Annotated in this window: 10 protein-coding genes; 6 read left to right on the forward strand and 4 right to left on the reverse strand. The window is 38.7% G+C overall.

Annotation, left to right across the window (positions count from 1 at the left end):
* Positions 1–5: 5 nt before the first annotated feature.
* Genes QUE72_RS18330 through QUE72_RS18340 form a run of 3 tightly spaced genes read left to right on the forward strand, consistent with a single transcriptional unit; the run spans position 6 to position 5,589 of the window.
* A complete protein-coding gene (locus tag QUE72_RS18330; RefSeq protein ID WP_074496885.1) occupies positions 6–1,343 on the forward strand; it encodes a M16 family metallopeptidase in 1,338 nt (445 codons plus the stop codon).
* Positions 1,330–2,721, forward strand: a complete 1,392-nt coding sequence (locus QUE72_RS18335; RefSeq protein WP_286270612.1) for a M16 family metallopeptidase — start codon at positions 1,330–1,332, stop codon at positions 2,719–2,721. Before QUE72_RS18330 ends, QUE72_RS18335 begins: the two co-directional genes overlap by 14 nt.
* A 45-nt stretch (positions 2,722–2,766) precedes the next feature.
* Positions 2,767–5,589 (forward strand): M16 family metallopeptidase, encoded by a 2,823-nt coding sequence (locus QUE72_RS18340; protein WP_407704984.1) that lies wholly within the window; start codon positions 2,767–2,769, stop codon positions 5,587–5,589.
* 115 nt (positions 5,590–5,704) lie between these two features.
* Here the strand turns inward: QUE72_RS18340 and QUE72_RS18345 are convergent, their stop codons facing one another.
* Positions 5,705–5,947, reverse strand: coding sequence for a hypothetical protein (locus tag QUE72_RS18345; protein WP_074496878.1), 243 nt, complete (start codon positions 5,945–5,947; stop codon positions 5,705–5,707).
* A 197-nt stretch (positions 5,948–6,144) separates the two neighbouring features.
* Here QUE72_RS18345 and tesB point away from each other — a divergent pair, with 197 nt between their 5' ends.
* On the forward strand, positions 6,145–7,002 hold the full coding sequence (gene tesB, locus QUE72_RS18350) for an acyl-CoA thioesterase II (RefSeq protein WP_286270616.1): 858 nt from the start codon (positions 6,145–6,147) through the stop codon (positions 7,000–7,002).
* On the opposite strand, the gene QUE72_RS18355 is transcribed toward tesB, so the two are convergent.
* Together QUE72_RS18355 and QUE72_RS18360 are read right to left on the reverse strand one after the other, a co-directional pair.
* Positions 6,999–8,240 (reverse strand): mechanosensitive ion channel family protein, encoded by a 1,242-nt coding sequence (locus QUE72_RS18355; RefSeq protein WP_074496872.1) that lies wholly within the window; start codon positions 8,238–8,240, stop codon positions 6,999–7,001. The two genes, tesB and QUE72_RS18355, sit on opposite strands and share 4 nt — an antisense overlap.
* An 8-nt stretch (positions 8,241–8,248) precedes the next feature.
* The gene (locus QUE72_RS18360) at positions 8,249–9,145 is read right to left on the reverse strand and encodes an acyltransferase (RefSeq protein WP_074496870.1); all 897 of its coding nucleotides are present in this window, start codon (positions 9,143–9,145) and stop codon (positions 8,249–8,251) included.
* 289 nt (positions 9,146–9,434) lie between these two features.
* Here QUE72_RS18360 and proB point away from each other — a divergent pair, with 289 nt between their 5' ends.
* Together proB and QUE72_RS18370 are read left to right on the forward strand one after the other, a co-directional pair.
* Positions 9,435–10,535, forward strand: a complete 1,101-nt coding sequence (gene proB / locus QUE72_RS18365) for a glutamate 5-kinase (RefSeq protein ID WP_074496867.1) — start codon at positions 9,435–9,437, stop codon at positions 10,533–10,535.
* Positions 10,536–10,552: 17 nt separating this feature from the next.
* The gene (locus QUE72_RS18370) at positions 10,553–11,809 is read left to right on the forward strand and encodes a glutamate-5-semialdehyde dehydrogenase (protein WP_286270617.1); all 1,257 of its coding nucleotides are present in this window, start codon (positions 10,553–10,555) and stop codon (positions 11,807–11,809) included.
* 188 nt (positions 11,810–11,997) lie between these two features.
* Here the strand turns inward: QUE72_RS18370 and ilvC are convergent, their stop codons facing one another.
* On the reverse strand, positions 11,998–13,482 hold the full coding sequence (gene ilvC, locus QUE72_RS18375) for a ketol-acid reductoisomerase (protein WP_074496862.1): 1,485 nt from the start codon (positions 13,480–13,482) through the stop codon (positions 11,998–12,000).
* Positions 13,483–13,604 lie beyond the last annotated feature (122 nt).

Below are 13,604 nucleotides of genomic sequence, written 5' to 3' on the forward strand. Positions count from 1 at the left end.
AAAATATGAGGTTCGTTAAAGCCTTTGCATTAGTGTGCGCTCTTCTGATGGCAAAAATATCATTTGCCACCAATGTTGAAGACATTCACACCTTTACGTTAAAAAATGGCATGCAATTTTTAGTACTTGAAGATCATTCAATCCCTAATGCAAACATGTATTTATTCTGGAAGGTCGGTTCGCGAAATGAATACCCAGGAATTACCGGTTTATCACACTTTTTTGAGCATATGATGTTTAATGGCTCGAAGAATTACGGCCCCAAAATGTTTGACCGAACAATGGAAGCTGCGGGTGGTAGTAATAACGCTTATACGACTGAGAATTTAACCGTTTATACCGATTGGTTCCCTGCTTCATCTCTTGAAACCATGTTTGATCTAGAAGCTGATCGCATTGCAAATTTATCCATCGATAAAGAGATGGTCGAAAGTGAACGTGGTGTTGTTACTTCTGAACGTAGTACAGGGTTAGAAAACTCTAATTTTCGCGCAATTTCAGAAGAAGTAAAAAATGCAGCATTCCGCGCTCACCCTTATAGTTGGTCGGTGATCGGTCATCAATCAGATATCGACAATTGGCGTTTAGAAGACTTAAAACGTTTCCATAAAACCTATTATGCACCAAATAATGCTGTGGTTGTGATCGCCGGAGATGTAACAGTCGCAAAAGTGAAATCTCTTGCAAAACAGTATTTTGAACCTATTCCTGCCCAAGAACCTCCGAGAAAAGTGCATACGGTAGAACCGGAGCAAAAAGGGGAAAGACGTGCCTATTTACACAAAGCCTCAGTCACTACCCCCAATATTTTAATGGCTTTTCACGTACCAGAAACCCAACATGAAGATTATTACGCACTCGATATTTTAAGTGACGTATTGTCGATAGGGGATAGTTCAAGATTACAAAAATCGTTAATTAACGACAAACAAATTGCGAGTTCTATTTTTACCTATATGCCACAATCAATCGATCCAAACCTTTTTTATATTTACGCCGTTGCCGCCAAAGACATTAGTGCTGAGGCGCTGGAAAAGTCTGTGATTGCCGAAATAAACTCCGTCATGCGTGAGGGTATTACAGCAAAAGAGTTACAAAAAGTGAAAAACACAAAACTGGTAAATTTTTATCGTGAAATGTCGACCATTAATGGTAAGGCAAATACGATTGGAAGCTTCCAAATGTACTTCGGTGATTACAAGAAGTTATTTTCAGCACCGCAAGACTATGAAAAAGTAACCGTAAACGATGTACAACGTGTTGCCAAAAAATACTTACGTAAAGCCAATCGTACTGTTGGCGTATTATCTTCACAGGAGGATTCAAGTAATGAAGATTTATAACGCCCTATTGGCCATTTTTTTCACCCTTATTAGCCAAATAGCAACAGCAGGATACACCTTGCCTAGCTATGAAAAAGTCACCTTACAAAATGGTTTAACGGTCATTTTAATGGAACAACATGAAGTGCCATTAATTGATGTTAATATCGTTGTTAATGTTGGCGCTATTGATGATGCTAACAACGCAGGGCTTAGCTATCTTACCGCTCAAAACCTGTTATTAGGAACAAAACATCTTTCTAAAACACAATTAGATCAACAAATAGATTTTGTTGGTGCAGAATTGTATAGCACGGCGAATTTAGAGTTTTCAACCATTGGTGCATCTTTTGCGGTAAAAGACACCGATAACATCATGAACATTTTACGTGATGCTGTGCTTTTTCCTCGTTTTGACGAAACAGAGTTCAACAAGCATAAAAGTCGACATGCTTTACAGTTAACCCAAAGAAAAGAAAGCCCTCGATCTGTCATCAACCAATACTTCAACCGTCTTATTTTTGGTCAAAACGGTTATGGTGCCGTAACTAGTGGTGATCAAGAAAGTATTAAGTCGATCAGCCTTCCCTTGATTCAACAGCATCATAGTAAGTGGTATACAGCCAACAACGCTGCAATTATTGTTGTCGGTGACTTTGAAACTAACGTAATGAAAGAGAAAATAAAAAAGTTATTCTCATCATGGTCTAGTGCTAACCCAGCTTTACAACAACAAGACATTAAGAAAACCCCCCATGCTAGTTCACCACAAGTCTTACTCGTCAATAAAGGAGATGCTCGTGAGTCAACTTTTTTAATTGGTGGTAAAGGTATCGCCAGAAATAATCCAGATATCGTCGGCCTTTCAGTCATTAATACTATTTTAGGCGGACGATTTACCTCTTGGTTAAATGATGAACTACGTGTTAACGCCGGCCTAACTTATGGTGCGAGAAGTCGCTTTACGTCATATAGTCATGACGGTACGTTCACCATATCTACTTTCACGAAAACAGAAACAACCATTGAAGCCATTGACCTAGCGTTAAAAACCTATCAACGCTTATGGCAACAAGGTATTGACTCAGCCACTCTAACTTCTGCTAAAGCATACGTTAAAGGTCAATTTCCACCAAAATTTGAAACGGCCAGTCAATTAGCTGACCTATTAGCTAATATGTATGGCTATGGATTCGATGAAAGCTATATTAATACCTTTGAGCAACAAGTTGATTCCTTAACGATAGAAAAATCTCAACAACTAATTAATTCATATTTCCCTAAAGAAAACTTACAATTTGTAGTCATAGGTAAAGCTGAACAAATTAGAACTGCATTAGCAAAATACGGTAAGATTACCGAAACAGACATTAAAGAAAGTGGATTTAACATCCAATAAGTATTCAGGAGATATCATTTGAAAACATGGACCATATCGCTATTAATGCTAGCACTTACCGCCTGCCAGCAAACAAGTAGCCCAGACAGTGACAAAGCAATCACCAATATCGACGGTGTTAACTTTGTTGAACAAGTAGCAGGGAAACCAGGAAAAACGGTTATTCCTTATCAAAAATATGAACTCGATAACGGTTTAACCGTTATTCTTCATCAAGATACTTCTGATCCATTAGTACATGTAGATGTGACTTATCATGTTGGCTCAGGTCGTGAAGAAATTGGTAAATCAGGCTTTGCACACTTTTTCGAACACATGATGTTCCAAGGCTCTGAAAACGTTGCTGATGAGCAACATTTCAAATTAGTCACTGAAGCCGGTGGTACGATGAACGGCACCACAAACACAGATCGCACTAACTATTTTCAGACGGTTCCAGCGAGTCAATTAGAAAAAATGTTGTGGTTAGAAGCTGATCGTATGGGTTTTTTAGTGGATGCTGTTACACAAGAAAAGTTTGAAGTTCAGCGTGAAACTGTAAAAAATGAACGCGGTCAACGAGTGGATAACCGACCATATGGACGCTTATATGAACGAGTTTCACAAGCATTGTATCCAGCAGGACATCCATATTCATGGCCTGTGATTGGCTATTTAGAAGATTTGAATCGCGTAAATGTTAATGATTTAAAAGCCTTCTTTTTACGTTGGTATGGTCCTAATAATGCCACTTTATCTATTGGTGGTGACATAGATCCTGCGCAAACACTAACGTTGATCAAAAAATATTTTGGTAGCATTCCAAGCGGTCCAGAAGTATTACCACCTGAAAAACAGCAAGTTACGCTTAATGAAGATCGCTATATTTCAATGGAAGATAATGTACATTTACCATTGATTTATATGTCTTACCCTACAGTGTCAGTGCGTCATGAAGATGAAGCCCCGTTAGATGTGCTTTCAAGTATTCTTGGCGGCGGTAAAACATCTCTACTTTATAAGAACTTAGTTAAAAATCAAATTGCTGTTCAAGCGACTGTAAATCATCCGTGTGCAGAGTTAGCGTGTACATTCAATTTACTGGCATTACCTCATCCTGCATCAGGTAAGAACTTAGCTGATTTAGAAAAAATTATCCGAGATTCTTTAACAGAATTTGAAGCACGCGGTGTACAAGAAGATGACTTAATCAAAGTAAAAGCCGATATGGAAGCTAACTATATTTTCGGCTTACAAAGTGTTGCAGGGAAGGTTAGTCAACTTGCCGCAAACGAAACCTTTACTGGAAACCCTAATCATATTGAACAAGACATTTCTCGTTATGCAAACGTTACTAAAGAAGATGTTATGCGGGTATTTCATACCTATATTAAAGATCAACATGCCGTGATCATGAGCGTAGTGCCAAAAGGTAAGAAAGACCTCATTGCCGCAAATGATAACTTTACACCAGCTGCTCGCGATATTAAGCCATCAGATGCTACCTCTGCTGATGACTTAGCAATTCGTAAAGCAACGGATAACTTCGACCGTAGTATGATCCCTAATGCGGGTGCAAATAAAGCCGTGAATGTACCTGACATGTGGCGCACAACATTAGCTAACGGCATTAAAGTATTGGGTACACAAAGCTTAGAAACCCCCACTACGTCAATCTTATTAAAAATACCTGCTGGTCATTACTACAGTGATAAAGATAAAGCAGGTGTTGTTTCATTACTTACAAGTATGTTGAATGAATCGACCACTAAACGTAGCGCAGAAGACATGAGTAACGCGTTAGAAAAATTAGGTGCTTCAGTGTATATCACACCGAGTAACCAACACATTAATGTGCATATTAATGCATTAACCAAAAATATTGATGCCACTCTGAAATTGGTGAATGAAAAACTAACTGCGCCGGCATTTATTAGCAGTGAATTTAAACGCAATAAAAGTAATTCAATTCAAGGTGTCATCAATAGTAAGAAAGATGCGGGCTATTTAGCATCAAGCGCTTATCGTCAATTACTGCATGCCGATAACATTGCAGCGATGCCTATTGGCGGAACAGAAGATACCTTATCGAACATTACGTTGAACGATGTGAAAGCATTTTACCAAACACACGTAAAACCGAAACAAAGTGAATTAATTGTTGTTACTGATCTTAACCAAGTACAGATGAGTAAGTCATTGTCAGTGTTAACTCAATGGCAAGGTGAAGGTGAGTCATTAAATTTGACGCTGCCAGAGCCCGAAACCAAACTTGGTGTGATCTACTTAGTGAATAAAGACCAAGCAGCACAGTCTGCTATTCGCATTGGTAAACGTTCAATTACAGAAGACATTACCGGCGAATACTACAAGTCTTATTTAATGAACTTCCCTTTAGGTGGCGCATTTAATAGTCGTATTAATCTAAACTTACGTGAAGATAAAGGCTACACTTATGGTGCACGTTCTTATTTTAGTGCCAATAAATTAGCCGGCTTTTTCACCGCAAGTGCAGAAGTCAGAGCTGATGCAACAGACAAATCTATTGTTGAATTTGTTAAAGAAATAGAGCGCTATGCTACCAGTGGTATTACTCGTGAAGAATTAACTTTTATGCGTAATGCGATCAACCAAAAAGATGCACTAAAATATGAAACGCCAAGAGCAAAATTGGGCTTCTTAGCACAAATTTTGGAGCATGATTTAACACCAGATTTTGTACAAGAACGCGTTAACATTGTTGAAAATATTACTGCTGATGAAATCAATGCACTTGCTAAAAAGCATTTACAATTGCAAGACATGTTGATGGTTGTGGTCGGAGATTCTGCCACATTAACACCTCAACTAGAAGCACTTGGTTATCAAGTAATACAACATGAATTATAAGTAAATAGTTGTTATTAAAGCCTGATGGAAACATCAGGCTTTTTTATAGCTTTCAACACGGATAGACATAAAAAAAGCCACGTTCAGCAGCTTTCATTCATCACAGTAGTCGTGATTAAGGTCGGATAGTAATTGCAGGAGAAGTATCTATTTCACCTTCGTCTGAAATGGTAGCAACATTACCATCACACATGAGCACCGCTAAACTACCAGCATTACTTGCTCGAATAAATGATAAATCGTAGCCAAACTGCGTTAAACTACTCGCCGCAAATTTTTGCGCAAGCGACAGTTTATCCCACAACATTGAATGTTCTGGTTGATAATGTCTACGTTCTAACAATAACTCTCTGTCCATTACAGCTTCCACAAAAACCCCATAATATGAAAATGACACGATGTCTAAGACTGCGACGATAGCTTAATCAGGATGAAATTTCAACAAAACTCGATTAAAAAATAACAACCTAATGATTCTCTTATACGACAGCTTTCAAAGTTAACTTCACTTTCTTATACTTACGCCATAAACCAAGCAATCAAGTCATAGAAATCATGAGCCAAGTATTAAACGACTTATTAAATTTGTTAACTCTAGAACCGATAGAACAAGGGCTGTTTCGTGGTCAAAGCCAAGACTTAGGCTTTAAAGCTCTTTTTGGTGGACAAGTGATGGGACAAGCATTATCTGCAGCGCAAGAAACCGTAGAATCATCACGTCATATCCATTCTTTACACTCTTATTTTTTAAGGCCTGGTGACGCTCAAAAACCTGTTGTGTACGAGGTTGAAAATATTAGAGACGGCAATAGCTTTAACACTCGTCGTGTTAAGGCGATACAAAATGGTAAAGCCATTTATTATATGACTGCCTCGTTTCAATCTGAAGAAGTCGGTTTTGATCATCAACCCACAATGCCTACAGTGGCCGGTCCTGAAGGTATTCCTTCATTTAGTGATTTTATTTTCGAGCACCAAGAATATATCCCTGACAATATTCGGGTAAAATTTTTATCTGAAAAGCCAATTGAGTTGAGGCCAGTAGAGCAATATAACTGGATAAAGCCAGAAAAAGCAGAGCCTATTTGCCACATGTGGATTAAAGCTAACGGTAAGTTGCCTGATGACCCGCGCATTCATAAATACATGTTAGCGTATACATCAGACTTTCATTTTCTGCCAACCGCACTTTTTTCACACGGTACCACACACTGGCAACCTAACTTTCAAATTGCCAGTATTGATCACGCTATGTGGTTCCATCGCCCATTTAGGTTTGATGATTGGTTATTGTATGTTATGGAAAGCCCTACATCAGTTGGCGGACGTGGTTTAGTGCGTGGCCAAATTTATAATCAGGCCGGCGATTTAGTTGCCAGTACGATACAAGAAGGCGTGATACGTCAACGTTAGGGACGTTGACGCCAATCTTCCCCTGTAGGGTTTTGGAAAATACGCACATTAAAAATCGGAGCCATTGCATATAAATGATCAAAAATATCGGCTTGTATGGCTTCGTAATTCACCCATTCTTTGTCTTTACAAAAGAAATATAACTCTAAAGGCAATCCTGAAGCAGTTGCAGGTAATTGGCGTACCATGCATGTCATGTCAGGGTGTACTTGATCGTGTTGCTTTAAATATCGACCGATATAAGCACGATAGGTCCCCACGGTTGTTAATTGTCGTTGATTAACAATATCTTCTGGCGCAATGCCACGCTCTTGATGATAGCTGTTTATCTCTTGCAACTTTTCTTGTAAATAATCTTGGATAAGCCTAACCGTTTGTAATTTTTTAATTTCATCAGGTTTATAAAAGCGTACGCTAGCCAAGTCTAAGGTAATCGCACGTTTTATACGCCTACCACCTGAAACATACATACCACGCCAGTTTTTAAATGATCCGCTAATCAATGCATAAGTTGGCACGGTTGTGATAGTACGATCAAAGTTTTCAACTTTTACCGTGTTTAAGCCAATTTCTAATACGTCACCATCAGCCCCATATTGTGGTATTTCAATCCAGTCTCCAGGTGCAAGCATTCTATTCGCTGATATTTGAATACTTGCCACCAAACCTTTGATTGTATCTTGGAACACTAATAACAGCACTGCGGTTAAGGCACCTAAACCACTTAATAAATATAAAGGTGATTTGTTTAACACAAAAGCTATAGACAAAATACTTGCGACCAAATAAACAAGTAATTTGATCACCTGAAGCGCAGAATTTAACGGAATATAACGTTCTTTCGCCACTTGGCGATAGCCGCTTCTTAATACGTTTAACAACGCACTGATCGCACGCGCCACTTGATAGGTGATCGCGATATGAAAAAAGACTAATAAAAAATGTCGATAAAGGTTTTCTTCAACAAATAAATGTGGCACTAGAAACCATGCGGTAACTAACGGAATAATAGCCAATGTACGGCTGAATACTTGATGTTCAAATAGTAAGTCATCCCATTTATTTTTAGAATGCAGTACCATTTTTTCCACAACAACCAATAGTTGAAATTTCGCCAAGTAATAAACAATACCGGCAACAACCAGCATAAATATCGTCCCTAGCATCATGGTCATTGATGATAAATAATATTCAGGAACGCCGTTTTCCAATAACCATGTCGAAAAATAATCCTGCATAATCAGTCCTAATGGTATTTCTTATTTAATTGCGCTAATTGCTCATCTTTATGTTCCCATAAAGTATTCACCCACTTTTGAAAGTAGATTTTGTAATTACGATCATTCATGTAATCACCCACTAACTCTTGGTCGATGTCTCTAAGTTCAATTAGCACTTCTATGGTATGCACACGACCGCAGAGAAAGTCAAAAAAGGTTGGCGTTTTCTCTGGGTAATAAATTGTCACATCAAGGACTTTATTAAGTTGCTCACCCATTGCCGACATCACAAACCCTATACCACCAGCTTTAGGTTTTAGCAGATGTTGGAACGGGGAACGTTGTTTTTGCTGTTTTTCGGGGGTAAACCTTGTGCCTTCAATAAAGCTCATCACACTCACTGGTTTATGTTTAAATTTGTCACAAGCCTTACGCGTTGTTTCTAAATCTTTGCCTTTTAAATGCGGGTTTTTCTTAACAAAACTTTGGCTATAACGTTTCATAAATGGGAAGTCCAACGCCCACCATGCTATACCTAGAAATGGCACATAAAGCAGCTCTTTCTTAAGAAAAAACTTCAAAAAAGGGGCTTTACCATGCAGCACACGCTGTAATACCAAAATATCTACCCAGCTCTGATGATTCGCAACGACTAAGTACCATTGCTTTAACTCTAACTTTTCAAGCCCTGATACAATAATGTTTGTTTTAGTAAACAGTTTTTGATTAACCGTGTTAATCGCAACCCAATTACTCGCCATTCGATCAAGTAAGTAACTAAATAACTTTTGCCACCCAGCAACAGGTACTAACGCCTTTAATAAAGAAAAAATGATAATGGGTATTAACCAAAACAATGTATTAATGGTATACAGTAAAAATGAAACTAAACCGATAATTGGTGCAGGTAAAAAACTCAACATGAAACAATAAAAAAGTAATTTCGCATAACACTATGATAAAGGGAATTTCACTTGCTTTCAGCTACTAATTATTAAAAAAACGAATTGGTTATTTTTCTATCATTTTAAATTTATCTCACCGGCAAAATCATAAAGTTAACGAGTGTTTATCACTATAATGACACTTTAACGCTCGTTATTGCTTAAAGCATGTAAAAATAACGATCTAGTCTAATAAAAAACACATTTTATTATTGCAAGTTTCCTTAGGATCGAGGATGCTCAATGACTGGATAATTGAGGAAAAACAATGAATTTTCATAGGGCTGTCATCAAAGTCGGAAGTGCACTAGTATCGCCCGAGTCAAACGGTTGTAGTAGTAAGTATTTACTGTCTATTGCTCAGTTTATTACCGCATGTCAACAAGCGGGTAAAGAAGTTATTTTAGTGTCATCAGGCAGTGTTGCTGCAGGTAGGCAATCGATTCATCACAGCTCTCCCATGCCTTCCATTCAAACAAAACAAGCGATGGGTGCCGTCGGACAAATGAAAATGATGGCAAACTGGCAACGTTTTTTCGATCAAGCATGCGGTCAATTACTGATCACACATGGTGATTTGAAAGATCGTCAGCGCTATATCAATATCAAAAATACCTTACGTATTCTCTTAGCAAATCATGTTCTACCAATAGTAAATGAGAACGATACCGTTGCTTCAGATGAAATAAAAGTCGGCGACAATGACAATTTAGCCGCGCAAGTCGCTTTAGTCAGTGAAGCAGATTGTTTGTTTATATTAAGTGACGTTGATGGTGTTTTTGATAGTGACCCTAGATACAATCCGGATGCAGCCTTAATTCCAGAAATAGCGGAAATTACTGAACAAATATATGCCATGGCGGGTTGTACTCATAACCCGATTGCGACAGGGGGGATGAAAACTAAAATTCAAGCTGCCGAAAAGGCAATTGAATATGGCATCACTACCTATATTGTTAATGGGAGTAAAAGTGAAGTATTTGAACAGCTGCTTAAAGGTGAGAACCCTGGCACAGTATTTTTAGCTCAAGAAAACACTATCGGTCCAGCTCGTAAACACTGGCTAAAACATACCCTCAAAAGTAAGGGTGAAATTTTCCTTGATAAAGGTGCCGTTAACGCATTAAGTCGTAATGGTGCTTCTTTACTCTCTTCTGGCATCCTTGATTGTAAAGGAAGCTTTATAGCCGGTGATTCTATTGACCTGGTTGACCACAAAGATAAGCGTGTAATTGCGAAAGGCATTTGCCAATATAGCCAGCCTGAACTGCAAAAAATTAAAGGCGTTCAAAGTGAAGATATTTTCGATATTTTAGGCTACCGCCCAAGTAAAGTTATCGTGCATCGTGACGATATGGTAATTCTGTAGCCAGGAGTTTATACATTATGACAACTACATTTAATATTGCCGACAATGCGCGTCAGGTAAGTATAGCAGCTAGACAAGTTGCGCAATTAACCACGACAGCTAAAGATGAACTGTTATCAAAAATGGCCGATGCCATTGAGCAAGATACCACACGCATTCTTGCCGAAAATACTAAAGATATTGAGGCAGGTCGTCAGCGCGGTTTGACTGAAGCGATGTTAGATAGATTGTTATTAACATCTGAAAGAATCAAGGATATCGCGAATGCGATTAGAGAAATAACCACGTTAGCTGACCCTGTTGGTCATGTGGCTGATTTATCATTAAGACCTAATGGCATACAAGTGGGGAAAATGCGCATACCGCTTGGCGTTATCGCCATGATTTATGAAGCGAGACCCAACGTAACGGCTGAAGCTGCTGCTTTATGTATAAAATCAGGAAATGCCGTAATACTGCGTGGTGGTTCAGAAGCAATACATAGCAATTTAGCATTAGCGCATTGTTTACATCGAGTACTTGATAACTGCAAAATTGATCGCAATATTATCTCGATTATCCCCGATACCAGTCGCGCAGTCATTGAACAGCTATTAACACAACGAGAAACGATCGATCTTGTCATCCCTCGCGGTGGAGAAGGCCTTATTCGTTATGTCACAGAAAACAGCCAAATTCCCGTGATTCAGCACTTCAAAGGCGTTTGCCATTTATATATCGACAAATTTGCTGATATTAACAAGGCCATCAATATTCTTATCAACGGTAAAACACAGAAACCTAGTGCCTGTAACGCCTTTGAAACCATGCTTATCCATAAAGACATTGCTGACACTTTTTTACCGATAGCAGCCAATGCTTTAGCAGACAAGCAGGTCAAAGTGCATGCTTGTGAACTCAGCCAGCCCTATTTCACAGGTGCAAGTCGCGCTACTGATGAAGACTACCATACAGAATACCTCGCCCATGAAATCGCGATTAAAATAGTATCTTCATATGATCAGGCCGTTGAACACATTAATCAGTTTACTTCTGATCATACTGAAGTAATCGTCAGCCAAGATGTTAGCCGATGCCAAGCATTTATTCGTCAAATAAACTCATCAGTAGTCATGTCGAATGCTTCATCTCGTTTCTCTGATGGCGGTCAATTGGGCTTAGGCTCTGAAATTGGCATTTCAACCAGTAAATTACACACGTATGGCCCGATGGGGTTAACCGCCCTAACCACAGAAAAATTTATTGTTGTTGGTGACGGTCAAATTAGAGAATAATCCGAAAGGAATACTCCTTTGATTAAACAGCTCATAAGGGTAATACAAATACGTAATGCCTTATTGATACACAGTAATATTATCAATCAAAGGATATCAGGCAATAAAAAACCGATATTAGCTCCAGAGTACCAATATCGGTTTTTGACCTTACTCAGATAAGCAAGGTCTAGGGTGAATTTCTAATATTAAAGGTTAGATTCCACAATACGTTTCATATCAGTCATATAACCACGCAGTTCTTGACCAACAATTTCAACACTGTGGTTACGAATAGCATCGTTTACTTCAATTAAACGAACATTATCTACACCGTTAGATGTATTTGATAAACCTTCACCTAAATCTTCTAATGAAAGCTTACTAACAAAATCTTTTAACATGGGTTGTGCAGCATGGGTAAATAAGTAATTACCATACTCAGCTGTATCAGAAATAACCACATTCATTTCATATAGCTTATTTCGAGCAATACAGTTGGCGATTAATGGTGTTTCATGTAACGATTCGTAGTAGGCTGACTCTTCGATAATACCCGCAGCTACCATTGATTCAAACGCTAATTCAACGCCAGCTTTAACCATTGCTACAACAAAAATACCTTTATCGTAATATTCTTGTTCGCTGATCGCTGTTTCGCAATCAGGGGCTTGCTCAAAAGAAGATTCAGCAGTTTGTTCACGCCATTTTAATAAGTTTGCATCGTCATTTGCCCAGTCTTCCATCATCGTTGCTGAAAATACACCTTCGATAATATCATCCATGTGCTTTTCAAATAATGGACGTAATACGTCTTTCAATTCTTCAGCCATATCAAAAGCACGAATTTTAGCAGGGTTTGACAAGCGGTCCATCATGTTAGTAATGCCACCATGTTTTAACCCTTCGGTAACCGTTTCAATGCCATATTGCAATAATTTACGTGCGTACGCCGCGTCTACACCTTGTGCTACAAGCTGTTCATGACCCAGTACCGCAGCCGTTTGTAACATGCCACATAAAATGGTTTGCTCACCCATTAAATCAGACTTAACTTCTGCGATAAATGATGATTCAAGTACACCTGCACGATCACCACCGGTTGCTGAAGCATAGGCTTTTGCAATGGCTAAACCATTACCTTGTGGATCATTTTCAGGGTGAACAGCAATGAGTGTAGGCACACCAAAACCGCGTTTGTATTCTTCACGTACTTCCGTACCTGGGCATTTCGGGGCTACCATTACCACAGTTATATCAGCACGAATTTGCATGCCTTCTTCAACAATATTAAAGCCATGTGAATATGCTAACGTTGATCCTTGTTTCATAAATGGCATTACCGCCGAAACAGCAGACGTATGTTGTTTATCTGGTGTTAAATTTAATACTAAGTCTGCTTGCGGAATCAGTTCTTCGTATGTACCAACGGTAAAACCATTTTCAGTTGCCCAAGCCCACGACTGACGTTTTTCGGCAATCGCTGATTCACGTAATGCATAAGAAATATTCAAGCCAGAATCGCGCATATTAAGGCCTTGATTTAAGCCTTGTGCACCACACCCTACAATAACGATGTTCCAATCTTTAATAAAGTTACAGCCATCGCTGAACTCTTCACGCTTCATAAAACGACACTTGCCCAATTGAGCCAATTTTTCACGTAAACTTAGGGTATTAAAATAATTACTCATAATATTTCCTTGCCAGCCTTAATGCTGAACTAACTAAAACAGGATGTCAGATTTTTTGACCTATGAGCATAATACTGCAAGACGAACATTGCTTAAAATGATATATTCGCACCACTGTATTG

Origin of the sequence: Thalassotalea hakodatensis, assembly GCF_030295995.1 — a bacterium.
Classification (GTDB): domain Bacteria; phylum Pseudomonadota; class Gammaproteobacteria; order Enterobacterales; family Alteromonadaceae; genus Thalassotalea_C; species Thalassotalea_C hakodatensis.